Source organism: Bradyrhizobium sp. CW1 (genome assembly GCF_023100665.1).
Taxonomy (GTDB): domain Bacteria; phylum Pseudomonadota; class Alphaproteobacteria; order Rhizobiales; family Xanthobacteraceae; genus Bradyrhizobium; species Bradyrhizobium canariense_D.
Window position 1 is genome coordinate 7,987,108 of record NZ_CP064684.1, and the last position, 15,027, is coordinate 8,002,134.

Sequence of the window (15,027 nt, forward strand, 5' to 3'; positions counted from 1 at the left end):
AATCACACCCCCCGGCACCAGCAATAGGCATCGCGCCGGGCTCAGGCCGCCGCTGTGGAGTCGCGCACCGTCCGGACCACGACCGACCGAAGCTGCTCGAGATTGGCCGCCATGCCGGCGATCGCCTGCCTGACCTCCGCGGCGCGCTCGTTCACGGAGGCGGCGTCGCGGCTGACATCACCGATCTTGGCCGAGACCTCCTTCGCCGCGGAAGTCGATTCGGAAATCGACCGCGTGATCTCGCGGGTCGCGGCGTCCTGCTCTTCCATCGCGGCGGCAACCGAGGTGGCGACGCCGTCGATCTCGACGATGTGGCCTCCCATGGTTTCGACGGCGTCGACGGCGGCTTGCGTCGAGGCCTGGATCTCGGCGATCAGCCGCGCGATCTCCTCGGTGGATTTGGCGGTCTGGTCGGAGAGGGATTTCACTTCGGCGGCGACCACCGCGAAGCCACGGCCGGCCTCCCCGGCGCGCGCCGCCTCGATCGTGGCGTTGAGTGCCAGCAGATTGGTCTGGCCGGCGATGCCGCCGATGAGGTCGGAGACCTCGGCGATCTTCTTCACCGATCCAGCCAGCGTCTGGATGGTCGAGCGCGCCTGTTCCCGACCGGCGACCGCCGATTTTGTAACCGTGCTGGTCCGCGCGACCTGGGTTGCGATCTCGCGGATCGAAGCACTGAGTTCTTCAGCTGCGGCCGAGACGGTCTGCGAGCTGCCGAGGGCCTGGGTGGAGGCGGCTGCGACCGCCTGCGATTGTGTCGAGAGCGACCTTGCGATCTCGGACAGACTGGAGGCGGCACGCTCCACGCCTTGCGTCGCCGCGCTCGCGGTGTCGACCGAGCGGCCGGTCTCGCGCTCGACGGTTTCGGCCATCTGATGCAGGGCCTCACGCTTGGCGAGCGCCGCCTCCTGCTCCTTCTGCAACTGCTCCTCGCGCAGGCGGAAATTCTCGACCGCGGACTGCTTGAACACCAAGAGCGCACCCGCCATCGAGCCGACCTCGTCCTGCCGGTGCGCGAAAGGAATGTCGGCGGCGAGATCGCCGGTCGCGAGCTTTTGCATCGCGCTGGTCATGCGCACGATCGGGCGCATCACGCCGAAGGCGACGCCGAGCAGGCCCGCCGCAATGAAGGCGAGGACGGCGGCGGAGACGCCGAGGAGGATGTAAAGCATCGAGCTGTCGCGGTCCGCGGCCAGCTTCTCCATGTCGGCATTCTGCTTGTTGGCGCTCTCGACGATGCTGTCGATGACGGCGCGATGCGCGGTATAGGCCTCCTTGAGCTGCGCGTAGGCCCGCTCGGAGACGGCCGTATCCTTGGCCTTGAGGGCGGGGAGGAGCTGGTCGGACAACAGCTTCCAGAACTTCTGCACCTCGGCGTCGGATTTCGACACCAGGGTCGTCTTCAGGTCGGCCGAGAGGCTGGAGGTGACCCAGAATGCCTTGCGCTCGTCGTAATCCTTGCGGAGCTGGGCCAGGCGTTCGGCATGGGCCGCCAGCTGGTCGGGCTCGCGCATGGCGAGCGTGGCCTCGAGGTAGGCCTCGATCACATATTCCGGCGGCGGCAGGATGTCGGCGATGAGATCGTTTCCGAGCTTGATATCAGAATAGAGCGGACCGCCGACCTTGAGCTCTTTCAAGGCGTAGAGGCTGGTCGAGACCACGGCGGTAAAGCCGATGGCCAGAACGATGCCGAAAGCAATGATTGCGGAAGAAAGCGAAAGACGAATTTTCATGGAAAAATCCAATGGGCCGCGCTGAATCCCACGGACCCTAAAGGATTACGGTAAACACGGGATTGCATCGCGCGGAAATTGCATCGCGCGAACTCCGGAAAAATACGGGAAATGGCGTCAGGTCAACAGTTTCGGGCAGCGAAGCTTGGGCCCGTCCTCCGCTGTCGTCCCGGATCGGCGCTCCGCCTGTCCGGGACGGCGCTGGGGGTCACACGTCGAAAAATACCGTTTCGTTGTCGCCCTGGAGCCGCAGGTCGAGCCGGTACACCGGCTTGCCGGCCTCGCGCACGGCCGTCAGCGTGGCGCGACGGTCGGCAGGCACCACCGCCAGCACGGGATCGGCGGCATTGCCGGCCTCGTCACTGAAATAGATGCGGGTATAGAGATGCCGCAGCATGCCGCGACCAAACACCGCAAGCAGGACATGCGGTGCCTGCGGCTTGCCGTCGGGATCGGGCACCACGCCCGGCTTGATGGTTTCAAAGGAATAATTGCCGTCCTTGTCGGTGCCGCAACGGGCAAAGCCGCGGAAGCTCGCATTCGGCAGCGCGCGCTTGTCCTGCGGATCCGCGAAGCGCCCCTGCGCGTCGGCCTGCCAGATCTCCAGCATGGCATCGGGCACAACGACTCCGTCGCCGTCGAACACGCGGCCCTCGATCCGGACGCGATCGCCGGTGACGTCGGGCGTCAGCGTCGAGTTGGTGAACGCATCATTCCAGGCATACTCGCCGGTCGGCGTCAGGCCGTATTTGAAGAACGGGCCGACGGTCTGCGACGGCGTGATCCCATTGTCCTGCACTTAATGGTTCTCCATAGGGGTGGCGTTCTTGCCGCGCAGCACGATGTCAAAGCGGTAACACAGCGCCCATTCGGGCTGGGTGTTCTCGAGATCAAATGACGACACCATCCGCGCCCGCGCCTTCTCGTCCGGCACCGAATTGAAGATCGGATCGAACGGGAACAGCGGATCGGCCGGGAAGTACATCTGCGTCACGAGACGCGTGACGAAGGAATGGCCGAACACAGAGAGATGGATGTGTGCGGGACGCCAGGCGTTATGATGGTTGCCCCAGGGATAGGCGCCAGGCTTGATGGTGACAAAGCGGTAGTAACCGGAGACGTCGCTCACGGTGCGGCCGGCGCCCGTAAAGTTCGGATCGAGCGGAGCCGGATGCTGGTCGCGGACGTGAACGTAACGGCCGCAGGAATTGGCCTGCCAGATCTCGACCAGCGAGTTCGGCACGCCGCGGCCGTCCTCGTCGCGCACATGGCCGTGCACAATAATGCGTTCCCCGAGCGGCTCGCCGGTGTGTTGGGTGGTGAGATCATTGTCGCCCTCGCGAACGGTCTCGTGGCCGTAGACCGGGCCGGTCAGCTCCGACAGCGTATGGCGCATCGGGATCAAGGGTTTGTTCGGCGCACGCTTGACCGAGCTTTTGTACTCGGGCGACAGCGGCAGCGGATGCGCCGTGTTGCTGTCGACGGGATAGATGAATGTCATTGGCGAACTCCTCCCCGGCCCTTTTCCGACCGGTCAACGCTTCCGCCAATCATTATAGGATATAACTAATTGGGGGAAGCGGCTTTGAGCCCTATTTGATCGGCGGACGCGGCAGGACGGCCTCGCCGGCTTCGAGCCGATAGACATGGTCCAGCGAATACCAGGGCGTCGCGACGTCGCGCTCGGTCGGATGTGGCGTGTCATGGCGCAGGAACTTGCCCATCAGCGCTTTGGTCACGCCGAACTGCACGTCACTATCGATATGCGGGTCGGCGGGGTCGTAGACCTGCGAGATCAGCACCTTGAATCCGGGCTTGAAGACCAACGCGTGCAGGTGCGCGGGACGATAGGGATGCCGCTTCTGCGCCTCCAGGAGGCGGCCGACCACGCCGTCGGTCGGAATGGGATAGCCGACCATCATCACGGAGCGGAACGAGAAGGCTCCGTCCTGGTCGGTCGTAAACTTGCCGCGCAGGTTCATGTCGGCCTGCTCGGGGTCCTGGTTTTCATAGAGACCAACCGGCGACGCGTGCCAGACGTCGACCTCGGCGCCGGCGACGGGACGGCCGTCCTTGTCCACGACGCGGCCGTTGACGAACAGCGGCGCGCCTGGGGTCTCGGAGCGGACGATCGATCCGCCATTTTCCACCCGCGGCGAGTTCAGCCGCCAGAATGGTCCGAGCAGCGACTGGTCGGTCTCCGTGTTGCCCTCATCGCCATTATTCAGCAGGCACACCAGCGGCGAGACGCCGAGCGAGCCTGCCATCAGCACGACCTCATTATGCGTGTCGGTCGAGAGCTTGCCGAGTTCGGCGATAACAGCCGTGGCGTCGCGGAATTCCTTCTCGGTCAGGCGAACGTCGCGAACAAAACCGTGCAGATGCTTGACCAGGGAGACCATGATCTGGCGTAGCCGTGGATCGGATGTCTGCTCCATCACCGCCAAGGCCGCGGCCGTGACGTCCTGCTCGCGCGCGATGATCATGGGATGCTCCCTCACCTTGCGTCATGGCCGGGCTTGTCCCGGCCATCCACGACCTTCTTCTCGCGGCACCAAGAACGTGGATGCCCGGGCCTTCGCCTCGCCGAAGAGGCTTCGGCCTCGCAGGCGGGACAAGCCCGGGCATGACGAGTCTGGGGCACCCGGCTCCGGGATGACGGCACGCTGCGCGTCCCGTCAGTTCAGCTTCTCGATGGCGACCGCAACGCCCTGGCCAACGCCGACGCACATGGTGGCGAGCGCGAGCTTGCCGCCGCGCTTCTCCATGCCGTGCACCGCGGTGAGCGCGAGGCGCGCGCCACTCATGCCGAGGGGATGACCGAGCGCAATCGCGCCGCCATGCGGATTGACGAAATCGGCATCGTCGGCAACGCCGAGCTGGCGCATGCAGGCGATACCCTGCGAGGCAAAGGCTTCGTTGAGCTCGATCAGGTCGAAATCGCCGATTTTCTTGCCGAGACGTTCCATCAGCTTGCGGGTGGCCGGCACCGGGCCGATGCCCATGATGCGCGGCGGCACGCCGGCGGAGGCGAGGCCGAGGATGCGCGCGCGCGGCGTCAGGCCGTGCTTCTTCACCGCAGCCTCGGACGCCAGGATCATCGCGGCGGCGCCGTCATTGACGCCGGAGGCGTTGCCCGCGGTCACCGTGCCGGGATTGCGCACGATCGGCCTGAGCTTCGTCAGGGCTTCCAGCGTGGTCTCGGGACGCGGATGCTCGTCCTTGTCGACGGTGACAGGGCCGGCCTTGCCGCCGGGAATGGTGATCGGGGTGATTTCTTCGGCGAAATAGCCGGCCGCAATCGCGGCGCCCGCGCGCTGCTGCGAGCGGATCGCGAAGGCGTCCTGATCCGCGCGCGAGACCTGGAATTCCTCGGCGACGTTCTCGCCGGTCTCGGGCATCGCGTCGACGCCATACTGCGCCTTCAGCAGCGGATTGATGAAGCGCCAGCCGATCGTGGTGTCGAAGATCTCAGCCGAGCGCGAGAACGCTTCCTGCGCCTTGCCCATCACGAAGGGCGCGCGCGTCATGGATTCGACGCCGCCGGCAATCGCAAGCTCGATCTCGCCGGAACGGATAGCGCGGCCGGCCGCACCGACCGCATCGAGACCGGAGGCACAGAGCCGGTTCAGGGTCTGGCCTGGAACGGAATCCGGCAGGCCCGCAAGCAGGAGCGCCATGCGTGCCACGTTGCGGTTGTCCTCGCCGGCCTGGTTGGCACAGCCGAAGAAGACCTCGTCAACCTGTGCCCAATCGAGATTGGGGTGCTTGGCCATCAGCGCCTTGATCGGGGCCGCCGCCAGGTCGTCGGCACGCACCTTGGCGAGCGACCCGCCAAAACGGCCGATCGGGGTCCGCACGGCATCGCAGATAAAGACGTCACGCATGGTTGTTCTCCCTGAATGCCGCGATCCGGCCTAAATTCTTCAATGTCGACGGAGTTTTAGGAGGGCGCCCGCGGCAGGTCAATTGACCGATACGCGCGTGTTCCGACGGGTGTGCACGCGAGTTGCGCATGCCGCGGTGCGGACAACGTGGAAAACCTCCCCTCTCCGCCCAAAGCGATAGGAGCGCGGGGCGAAATTTTGTAGGTTGCGCCGCCCATGACAATGCAACAACCGATCCCTGCACCGCCTCCCGACGATACGCCCGCGCCGCAGGCGGAAGCTGCCGCGCGCGTCACGCCGATGATGGAACAGTACCTTGAAATCAAGGCGGCACATCAGGGCCTTCTGCTGTTCTACCGGATGGGCGACTTTTACGAGCTGTTCTTTGAGGACGCCGAGATCGCCTCCAGGACACTCGGCATCGTCCTGACCAAGCGCGGCAAGCATCAAGGCGCCGATATCCCGATGTGCGGCGTGCCAGTCGAGCGCTCCGAGGACTATTTGCACCGGCTGATCACCGCCGGGCACCGGGTCGCGGTGTGCGAGCAGACCGAGGATCCCGCGGCGGCGAAAGCACGCGGCAACAAGAGCGTCGTGCGCCGCGGCGTGGTGCGCCTGGTCACGCCGGGCACGCTGACCGAGGACACGCTGCTCGACGCGCGCGCCAACAATTACCTGCTGGCGCTCGCGCGCGCGCGCTCATCGGCGGGCGGTGACCGCTTTGGCCTCGCCTGGATCGACATCTCGACCGCCGAATTCACGGTGACGGAATGTTCGGGCGGCGAACTCGCCGCCACGCTGGCGCGGATCAATCCGAACGAGGTGATCGTCACCGACGCGCTCTATAACGACAGCGAGCTCGGACAGACCCTGCGCGAGCTGCCGGCGGTGACGCCGCTGACCCGCGACGTCTTCGACGGCGCCACTGCCGAGAAGCGGCTGTGCGACTATTTTGCCGTCGCGACCATGGACGGACTGTCCCAGCTCACGCGGCTGGAAGCCACTGCCGCCGCCGCCGCCGTCACCTATGTTGACCGCACCCAGGTCGGCAAACATCCGCCGCTGTCGCCGCCCGCGCGCGAAGCCTCGGGCGCGACCATGGCGATCGATCCCGCCACCCGCGCCAATCTCGAACTGACGCGGACACTCGCCGGCGAACGCCGCGGCTCGCTGCTCGACGCGATCGACTGCACGGTGACCTCGGCCGGCTCGCGCCTGCTGGCGCAGCGGCTTGCCGCGCCGCTGACCGATGCGGCGGCGATTGCGCGGCGGCTCGATGCCGTCGGCAGCTTCGTTGCCGACTCGGCCGCGCGCGAGGACATCCGCAGCATCCTGCGCGGCGCCCCGGACATGTCGCGGGCGCTGGCCCGTATATCCGTCGGCCGCGGCGGTCCGCGTGACCTCGCCGGCCTGCGCGATGGCATCATCGCCGCCGACCAGGTGCTGACGCGGCTTGACGAACTCGACCAGCCGCCGCAGGAGATCGCCGTCGTGATGGCGGCGCTGCAAAAGCCATCGCGCGAGCTCGCGGCGGAATTCGCCAGGGCGCTCGACGATCAACTGCCGCTGATCAAGCGCGACGGCGGGTTCGTTCGCCAGGGCTATGAGCCTGCGCTGGACGAAACGCGAAATCTGCGCGACGCCTCGCGCCTGGTGGTGGCCTCGATGCAGGCGCGCTACGCCGACAACACGGGTGTGAAGGGGCTCAAGATCCGGCACAACAACGTGCTCGGCTATTTCGTCGAGGTCACCGCGCAGCACGGCGACAAGCTGATGTCGGCGCCGCTAAACGCAACCTTCATCCACCGCCAGACGCTGGCCGGCCAGGTCCGCTTCACCACCTCCGAGCTCGGGGAGATCGAAGCCAAGATCGCCAATGCCGGCGACCGCGCACTCGGGCTCGAGCTCGAGATTTTCGAGCGGCTCTGCGCCAAGGCTTTGGCCATCAGCGAGGAACTGCGCGCCGCCGCTCACGCCTTTGCGCTGCTCGACGTCGCGACGTCGCTTGCCAAGCTGGCGATCGACCAGAACTATGTGCGGCCCGAGGTGGACTCGTCTCTCGGCTTTGCGATCGAGGCGGGCCGCCATCCCGTGGTCGAGCAGGCCTTGAAGCGCAATGGCCAGCCGTTCATCGCCAATGCCTGCGATCTCTCGCCGGGCCCTGCGCAAAAATCCGGCCAGCTCTGGTTGCTGACCGGTCCGAACATGGCGGGTAAGTCGACCTTCCTGCGCCAGAACGCGCTGATTGCGTTGCTCGCCCAGATCGGAAGTTTCGTGCCGGCGACACGCGCGCGGATCGGCATCATCGACCGCCTGTTCTCGCGTGTCGGCGCCGCCGACGATCTCGCCCGCGGCCGTTCCACCTTCATGGTCGAGATGGTCGAGACCGCTGCCATCCTCAACCAGGCCGGCGAGCGCGCGCTCGTGATCCTTGATGAAATCGGCCGCGGCACCGCGACCTTCGACGGCCTCTCGATCGCCTGGGCCGCAATCGAGCACCTGCACGAGAGCAACCGCTGCCGCACGCTGTTCGCGACGCATTACCACGAGCTGACGGCGCTCTCCGCCAAGCTGCCGCGGATGTTCAACGCGACCGTGCGGGTGAAGGAATGGCAGGGCAATGTCGTGTTCCTGCACGAGGTGTTGCCGGGTTCGGCCGATCGCTCTTACGGAATCCAGGTCGCCAAGCTCGCGGGCCTGCCGCCGGCCGTGATCACGCGCGCCAAATCGGTACTGGCGAAGCTGGAAGCCCAGGACCGCGGCCAGACCGCGCGCGCGCTTGCTGACGATCTGCCGCTGTTCGCAGTGCCCTCGCGCGCCGCCGCAGAAGTCACACCGCCGAGCGAGGCCGAACTGCTGATGGACGCGGTGAAGGCGCTGCATCCGGACGAGATGTCGCCACGCGAAGCGCTCGATGCGCTGTATGCGTTGAAGGCCAAGCTGCCGAAGCAGTGACGGTGCCGCAGGGTGGGTGAGCCGAAGGCGTAACCCACCACCTTTGTCAGCGCGCGAGAAGTGGTGGGTTACGCTTCGCTAACCCACCCTATGCTTCTGAACGCTACGCCCTCGCCGCGATCGCCGCCACTTCCGCTGCGGCGCGCTGCATGCTGGTCGACATCTCGTTGGTCACCGTGCTCTGCTCTTCGATTGCCGCGGCCGTCGACGTCACATATTCGCTGACGTTGCTGATGGCCGTCTTGATCGAAGCCAGGGCGGTGACGACGTCTCCAGAGATGCCGTTGAGGGTACCGATCTCAGCGCCGATCTTGTCAGTGGCCTGCTTGGCTTGGTTGGCGAGGCTCTTGACCTCCGAGGCCACCACCGCAAAACCCCGACCGGCTTCACCGGCGCGGGCGGATTCGATGGTGGCGTTGAGTGCCAGGAGGTTGATCTGCCCGGTGATGTTGTTGATGAGCTCGACGATCCCGCTCATCGCCAGCGCCGCTTCAGTGAGGCGCTGGGCCTGGGCATCAGCGGACGCGACCTGCTCCACCGCGCTCATCGCCGTCTCGCGCGATTTGGTCATGGCCTCGGAAATCTCCCGCACCGAGGCGTTCAGCTCTTCCGATCCGGCGGCGACCGATTCCATCATGCCGCGGACGCGCTCGTTGCCCATGCGGACCAGCACCTGTTTCGTGACGTCGGTCGCATATTTCACGACCTTGAACGGCTTGCCGTTGAGATCCATGATCGGATTGTAGGAGGCCTGGATATAGACCTCCCTGCCGCCCTTGCCGATGCGCTTGTATTCGGCCGCCTGATACTGGCCGCGGTTGAGCGCCGCCCAGAACTCGCGATAGCCATTGCCATCGCGCTCCGAGGGCTCGACAAACATGCTGTGGTGCTTGCCCTTGATCTCAGCCAGCGAATAGCCGAGGGCGCCGAGGAAATTGGCGTTGGCGGTGATGATCGTGCCGTCCATGTTGAACTCGATCACCGCCTGCGCCTTCTCGATCGCCGTGATCTGGCCCGCAAGGACGGCATTCTTCAGCTTCTCCGCCGTGACGTCGGTCGCGAACTTGGCGACGCCGAAGGGCTTGCCGTTCTCATCGAGTAGCGGATTGTAGGAGGCGAGAATCCAGACCTCGCGGCCGCCCTTGCCGATGCGCTTGAACTCGCCAGCCTGGTATTCGCCGCGGTTGAGCTTGGCCCAGAACTCGCGATAGGCCGCGCCGTCGCGCTCGGCCTGGGGCATGAAGAGGCTGTGATGCTTGCCCTGGATCTCGGTCAGCGAATAGCCAAGCGCGTTGCAGAAATTCTCGTTGGCCGTGACGATGGTGCCGTCGAGCTTGAACTCGATCACGGCCTGGGCGCGGCCGATAGCGGCGATCTTCGAAGACTCCGTCATGCTCCGGATCTTCTTCTCGGTGATTTCGGTCGCAATCTTGGCGACCATCACCGTCTTGCCGTTGCCGTCGAGCACCGGATTGTAGGATGCTTCGATCCAGATCTCACGGCCGCCCTTCGCGATCCGCTTGAACTCGCTTGCCTGATACTCGCCGCGGTTCAATGCAGCCCAGAACGCCTTGTACTCGGCGCCGTCGCGCTGGTCGGCCGGCATGAACATGGCGTGCTTCTTTCCCTTGATTTCGTCGAGGGAATAGCCGAGGGCGTTCAAGAAATTCTGGTTGGCGCTCAGGATCGTGCCGTCCATGGCAAACTCGATCATGGCCTGCGAGCGGCCGATGGCGGCGAGCTTAGCATCCGCGTCGTTGCGGGACTTGCGGCCAAACATCATTGAATCTCCAAAATCATTAAATTGCGAGACGGGATCAGGTGACGTGACGGCGCGGCACACGCGCTGAATTCCAATCGAATTCCGCCGGTAAAACTCGCGTTGCGAAGACCAAGGCGGATACGCAAGATGATTCAGTACCCATAAGATTCGAATAAAGTGCTAACGAATTCTGGGAAAAGCGATCGCCGACAGAGCAGCCTAAAGCTGCACGACGGTAGGCCTTACACGCTGCTCGGTCGGCGCTGTCACTTGAATGCTTGGTCCTTCAGGAGTTTGAAGGAAAGCGTCTCGCGATCGGTCATGGCGAGTTTTGCTACGGAAGTATCCGGCGACGCCGCGCCGCATGTCCGTAGTGTCACGGCGCTTGCCGCGCCTTGTGCTGCGTACGCCGCCCGATCCCCCACAGCGTCAGATTCCAAACAATGCAGGTGGCGAGTGCAAGCCCAAGACCGACGGCGGAGCCGAACCACGCCACCGCCACGTGCAACACCGCGATCGCCATTCCGAATCCGAGCAGCCCCCAAGCCGAATTGGCCAGCACCGCGGCGGTCGGCGGACCGCCGATTCGCGGATGCAGGATCACCATGATGCTGGAAAACACCACCGGATACAGCGCGATGATGCCGCTGATCCGGGGACCGACCCAGCCCGAGGTCGAGACGACGATTGCGACGAGGGTCGCGACCAGCGCGGCCCGCATCGGCACGTCATACCAGCGCCGCGTCACCAGCGGCATCTTTACATGGCGATAGCCCGCGAGCAGCGGAATGCAGATGCCGAACGCGATCAGATTGGCGGCGAGCCCGGCGGTGAGCGGCCAGTCGAACTGCTTGATGATCGAGGCGAACACGATCCAGACCGCGACCGCGCTTCCGCAACTCACCAGAAGGCTGCGCCGCTGCGCCAGCACCACATAGGTGAGACACATGAAGATCGTCGCGGCATTGACCGGCAAGCTCGACAGCGCGCCCTGCGCGATGAAGGCGGCATCGTGGTCGAGCGCGAGGAAGACGTAGGATGGTCCGGCCGAAACCGGCAAGGTCGCGACCAGCGCGCCGATCACCGGCCCTGAACGCTCGGTGATGATCGACGCCGTCACGACGAACGCCGCCGCGACCATCATGCGCAGAACGAGGATGAGGATGAGGTGGAGCTCGGGGGACATTTTTTTCTTTTGTCGTCCCGGGCTTCGCCGAGACGACACGAATTGTTCGGCGAGCGGCCTTCGCTCGCTACATCCGCTGCATCGACACCGAGACCTTCGGGCCGTTCTTGATGGTCTGATAGACCACGCAGTAGCGCTCGGTGAGCTTGAGCAGCAGGTCGAGCTTGTCTTGCGGCGCATCAGTATCGACGTCGAAGCGCAGACGTATCTCGGCGAAGCCGACCGGCGTCTCCTTGTCGACGCCGAGCGTGCCGCGGAAATCGAGATCGCCCTCGGCGTAGACGTTGCCGGTCTTCAAGGGTACCTCGATCGCGGTCGCGACCGATTTCAGCGTGACGCCGGCGCAGGCGACCAGCGCTTCGAGTAGCATGTCGCCCGAGCAGAGCTCGAGGCCGGAGCCGCCGGTTGCGGGATGCAGGCCGGCCATTGCGATGGCGCGGCCGGTCTCGACCTTGCAGGCGATGCCCTCGCTGTCGGTCGAGCCCTTGGCCCTCAACGTGATCATCGCGGTCTTGGGGTCGGTCTTGTAGCGCTCCTTGATCGGGGCCTGCATCTGGCGCAGTGCTGCGGCGTCCATTTTGTCTCTCCCGGGAAAATCGTCTCTACGAAGTACCGGCTTGCGATGTACCGGCTCGGAGCGAAATTGTCACCACCACATGGCCTGACCGCGACCCTGGGTTGCGTCACGGTCGGGCACGCTGCGGTCGAGCGAACGATCGAGTGACGTCAGCACACTTCGCTTGAAATTCTCGAACAGCGGCGAATTGCGGTCGCGTGGCCTGCCCAGGTTGATCTCGATCTGGTCGAACAGCCGGCCCGGCCGCGGCCGCATCACCAGCACGCGGTCAGCCAGCACCACGGCCTCGTCGACGTCATGGGTGACGAGGATGAGCGTCGGCCGCGTGTCGGCCCAGAGATCGAGCAGATGATCCTGGAGGTCCCTGCGGGTGAAAGCGTCGAGCGCCGAGAACGGCTCGTCGAGCAAGAGCACCTCGGGCTGCGGCACCAGCGCGCGGGCGATCGCGACGCGCTGTGCCTGCCCGCCCGAGAGCTCGCGCGGCCAGGCCTGCGCCTTCTCGGCGAGCCCGACACGCTCGAGCGCACGCGCCACCTTTTCACGCCGCTCGGTCGCGGGCCCATCGGCAAGACCAAAGCCGATATTGTCGGCGACGCTGAGCCAGGGCAGCAGCCGCGGCTCCTGGAAGATGATGCCGATCTTGGCATGCGGCGCGGCGATCGCCTCGTTGTCCAGCGTCACCGTGCCCGAGCTTGCGCGGTCGAGGCCCGCGATGGCGCGCAGCAGCGTGGACTTGCCGCAGCCCGAGCCGCCAATGATGGCGACGATCTCGCCTTGCCTGATCTCGGCGGAGAAGCGCGCCAGCGCCTGCACGCCGTTGGGATAGGTCTTGCTGACCCGGTCGAGCGCCAGCATCGCCTTATGCTCCCGTTGTACGCCCAAAGGCGTCCTGCCAGCGCAGGAAGGGCGCAGCCGCGATCTCGATCAACCAATCCGTGAGCTTGCCGAGGATCGCGAAGATCACGATGGCGGCGAGGATCTGCGCGGGCTTGCCGAGCTGCTGGCCGTCGAGCAGGAGATAGCCGAGGCCTTCGGACGCGCCGATCAGCTCGGCCGCCACCACGAACATCCAGCCCAGACCAAGACCGACGCGCAAGGACACGACATAGGCCGGCAGCACCGCGGGCAGCAGGATACGGCGGATCATGGCAGGCCCGGAGAGACGGAATGTGCGACCGACCTCGACGATCTTGCGATCGACGATGAGGATCGCGCCCATCACGCCGAGATAGACCGGAAAGAACACGCCGACTGCGATCAGCGCGATCTTCGAGGTCTCGAAGATGCCGAGCCAGAGGATGAACAGCGGCACCCAGGCCAGCGACGGGATCGCGCGCAGCGCCTGCACGGTCGGGTCGAGCAGCCGCCGCGCCAGCGACCAATAGCCGGATATGGCGCCGAGCAAGGTCCCCGCGACCACGCCGAACGCAAAGCCAAGGCCGACACGCCACAGCGTTGCGGCGATGTGACGGAACAGTTCGCCGGAGCGCGCAAGATCAACGACGGTGGCGAACAAGCGCGAGGGCGGCGGCACCAGCCGGCCGTTGGACCAGCCGGACCAGACCACGAGTTCCCAGCCAAGCGCGAGGGTCAGTGGCAACAGCAATCCCAGCGTCGGCCCCGCATAGCGCGACAGCCGCGAGGGCGCGGCGCTCTCGGCCGGTTCCGTAGTCTGTTGCAGGACTGGCGCGTCAGAGATCATGGCCGGTAGGAAGCGCGTCCTGTGCGAGATTGCAAGGGCGCGCGGCATTCTCGGCGTCGTCCCGGACAAGCGCAGCGAAGCGGAGCGCAGATCCGGGACCCCTAACCACGGGAAGGCGTGGCTACGGTGACTCGGAGTTGCCCCTTTGGCGCCAAACCACTTCCTGTGGTTATGGGTCCCGGGCTCGCTTCGCGCCCCGGGACGACGACCGAGTTTGCCGCCCGCCTGCCTTTAATTCGTCGGCAGCGGGACCTGATCGTCGATCAACGCATCCAGCGTCGCCTTCACATCGACCTTGGCGTCGACGACGCCGGCCTGTTGCAGGGCGAGGCCCGCGGCGAGGATCGATTCGCGCTGGGGCGCGCCGATGCGGCTGTGGGTCAGCTCGGTGCGCTCCTTGAGTTGCTTGTCGACGACAGGCTCCGGCAGCTTGGTCACGGCGATGAAGGTCTTCTTGAGCTCGTCGTAATTCGCGAGCGAATATTTGCGCGCCTCTTCGTACACCGCGAGCACGCGGCGGGCGGCGTCCGGATAGTCTTTCAAAAACTGCTCGCGCACATTGAGGATGCCCCAAGTGTTGGCGTCGGCCTTGCGATAGAACAGTTTCGCGCCGTCCTCGACCTCGGCCTGCGCCATCATCGGATCGAGCCCGGCCCACGCATCGACGTCGCCGCGGATCAGCGCGGTCTTGCCGTCGGCGTGCTGGAGCAGCACCGGCGTGATGTCCTTTTCGGTGAGACCTGCGCCAAGCAATGCGCGCACCAGGAAGATGTGCGGATCGGTGCCGCGCGTCACCGCGACCCGCTTGCCCTTGAGATCGGCGACATTAGCAATCTTGGAATCCTTTGATGTCACCAACGCCGTCCATTCGGGACGCGAATAGACGTAGATCGACTTGATCGGGTTGCCGTTGATACGCGCGACCAGCGCCGCCGAGCCCGCGGTCGAGCCGAAGTCGATCGAGCCCGCATTGAGGAATTCGAGCGCCTTGTTGGAGCCGGCCGACTGCACCCAGGTGACGGTGATGCCGTCCTTGGCGAACTCCTTTTCCAGGAGTCCCTTCTGCTTCAGGACCATCGACACCGGATTATAGGTCGCCCAGTCGATACGGATTTCCTTGAGCGGATCCGCCGCCCGCGCCGCGGGGGACATGGCAAGAGCGACCGCTCCCGCCAACAGTATGCGTCGTGTAATCCTGGTCATGCCCGACCTCCTCAAAACTTCA

12 protein-coding genes are annotated in these 15,027 nt (G+C 65.3%); 1 reads left to right on the top strand and 11 read right to left on the bottom strand.

Going from position 1 to position 15,027, the window contains the following annotated elements:
• Nucleotides 1-41 precede the first annotated feature (41 nt).
• The 5 genes from IVB54_RS38150 to pcaF all read right to left on the bottom strand — a co-directional run bounded on the left by IVB54_RS38150 (nt 42) and on the right by pcaF (nt 5,620).
• The gene (locus tag IVB54_RS38150) at nt 42-1,733 is read right to left on the bottom strand and encodes a methyl-accepting chemotaxis protein (protein WP_018455905.1); all 1,692 of its coding nucleotides are present in this window, start codon (nt 1,731-1,733) and stop codon (nt 42-44) included.
• 208 nt (nt 1,734-1,941) lie between these two features.
• Complete coding sequence (gene pcaG / locus IVB54_RS38155) at nt 1,942-2,532, bottom strand: protocatechuate 3,4-dioxygenase subunit alpha (RefSeq protein ID WP_018455904.1); 591 nt, start codon at nt 2,530-2,532, stop codon at nt 1,942-1,944.
• Entirely contained in the window at nt 2,533-3,234 is a 702-nt protein-coding gene (gene pcaH / locus IVB54_RS38160; RefSeq protein WP_018455903.1) for a protocatechuate 3,4-dioxygenase subunit beta, read from the bottom strand.
• 91 nt (nt 3,235-3,325) lie between these two features.
• A complete protein-coding gene (locus IVB54_RS38165) occupies nt 3,326-4,219 on the bottom strand; it encodes a dioxygenase (RefSeq protein ID WP_018455902.1) in 894 nt (297 codons plus the stop codon).
• 192 nt (nt 4,220-4,411) lie between these two features.
• Nucleotides 4,412-5,620 carry a 3-oxoadipyl-CoA thiolase gene (pcaF, locus tag IVB54_RS38170; protein ID WP_018455901.1) on the bottom strand — a complete coding sequence of 403 codons (1,209 nt, stop codon included), beginning with the start codon at nt 5,618-5,620 and terminating at the stop codon, nt 4,412-4,414.
• A gap of 216 nt (nt 5,621-5,836) precedes the next feature.
• Here pcaF and mutS point away from each other — a divergent pair, with 216 nt between their 5' ends.
• Nucleotides 5,837-8,575: a DNA mismatch repair protein MutS gene (gene mutS / locus IVB54_RS38175; protein ID WP_026233049.1), complete on the top strand. Its 2,739-nt coding sequence runs from the start codon at nt 5,837-5,839 to the stop codon at nt 8,573-8,575.
• A gap of 103 nt (nt 8,576-8,678) precedes the next feature.
• Here the strand turns inward: mutS and IVB54_RS38180 are convergent, their stop codons facing one another.
• The 6 genes from IVB54_RS38180 to IVB54_RS38205 form a co-directional block, all read right to left on the bottom strand.
• Nucleotides 8,679-10,355 carry a PAS domain-containing methyl-accepting chemotaxis protein gene (locus IVB54_RS38180; RefSeq protein WP_247777568.1) on the bottom strand — a complete coding sequence of 559 codons (1,677 nt, stop codon included), beginning with the start codon at nt 10,353-10,355 and terminating at the stop codon, nt 8,679-8,681.
• A 358-nt stretch (nt 10,356-10,713) separates the two neighbouring features.
• Nucleotides 10,714-11,523: a hypothetical protein gene (locus IVB54_RS38185; protein WP_018455898.1), complete on the bottom strand. Its 810-nt coding sequence runs from the start codon at nt 11,521-11,523 to the stop codon at nt 10,714-10,716.
• 67 nt (nt 11,524-11,590) lie between these two features.
• The gene (locus IVB54_RS38190) at nt 11,591-12,100 is read right to left on the bottom strand and encodes an OsmC family protein (RefSeq protein WP_018455897.1); all 510 of its coding nucleotides are present in this window, start codon (nt 12,098-12,100) and stop codon (nt 11,591-11,593) included.
• Between the two features lie 69 nt (nt 12,101-12,169).
• Complete coding sequence (locus IVB54_RS38195; RefSeq protein WP_247776999.1) at nt 12,170-12,955, bottom strand: ABC transporter ATP-binding protein; 786 nt, start codon at nt 12,953-12,955, stop codon at nt 12,170-12,172.
• A 4-nt stretch (nt 12,956-12,959) separates the two neighbouring features.
• The gene (locus IVB54_RS38200) at nt 12,960-13,802 is read right to left on the bottom strand and encodes an ABC transporter permease (RefSeq protein ID WP_247295993.1); all 843 of its coding nucleotides are present in this window, start codon (nt 13,800-13,802) and stop codon (nt 12,960-12,962) included.
• Nucleotides 13,803-14,033: 231 nt separating this feature from the next.
• The gene (locus tag IVB54_RS38205) at nt 14,034-15,005 is read right to left on the bottom strand and encodes an aliphatic sulfonate ABC transporter substrate-binding protein (protein ID WP_247295914.1); all 972 of its coding nucleotides are present in this window, start codon (nt 15,003-15,005) and stop codon (nt 14,034-14,036) included.
• Nucleotides 15,006-15,027: the final 22 nt, after the last annotated feature.

Bases quoted from the DNA above. Each gene is read 5' to 3' on its own strand.
- IVB54_RS38180 (WP_247777568.1), bottom strand. From the start codon at position 10,355: ATGTTTGGCCGCAAGTCCCGCAACGACGCGGATGCTAAGCTCGCCGCC.
- IVB54_RS38165 (WP_018455902.1), bottom strand. From the start codon at position 4,219: ATGATCATCGCGCGCGAGCAGGACGTCACGGCCGCGGCCTTGGCGGTG.
- pcaH (WP_018455903.1), bottom strand. From the start codon at position 3,234: ATGACATTCATCTATCCCGTCGACAGCAACACGGCGCATCCGCTGCCG.
- IVB54_RS38190 (WP_018455897.1), bottom strand. From the start codon at position 12,100: ATGGACGCCGCAGCACTGCGCCAGATGCAGGCCCCGATCAAGGAGCGC.
- IVB54_RS38200 (WP_247295993.1), bottom strand. From the start codon at position 13,802: ATGATCTCTGACGCGCCAGTCCTGCAACAGACTACGGAACCGGCCGAG.
- IVB54_RS38185 (WP_018455898.1), bottom strand. From the start codon at position 11,523: ATGTCCCCCGAGCTCCACCTCATCCTCATCCTCGTTCTGCGCATGATG.
- IVB54_RS38195 (WP_247776999.1), bottom strand. From the start codon at position 12,955: ATGCTGGCGCTCGACCGGGTCAGCAAGACCTATCCCAACGGCGTGCAG.
- IVB54_RS38205 (WP_247295914.1), bottom strand. From the start codon at position 15,005: ATGACCAGGATTACACGACGCATACTGTTGGCGGGAGCGGTCGCTCTT.
- IVB54_RS38150 (WP_018455905.1), bottom strand. From the start codon at position 1,733: ATGAAAATTCGTCTTTCGCTTTCTTCCGCAATCATTGCTTTCGGCATC.
- pcaF (WP_018455901.1), bottom strand. From the start codon at position 5,620: ATGCGTGACGTCTTTATCTGCGATGCCGTGCGGACCCCGATCGGCCGT.
- mutS (WP_026233049.1), top strand. From the start codon at position 5,837: ATGACAATGCAACAACCGATCCCTGCACCGCCTCCCGACGATACGCCC.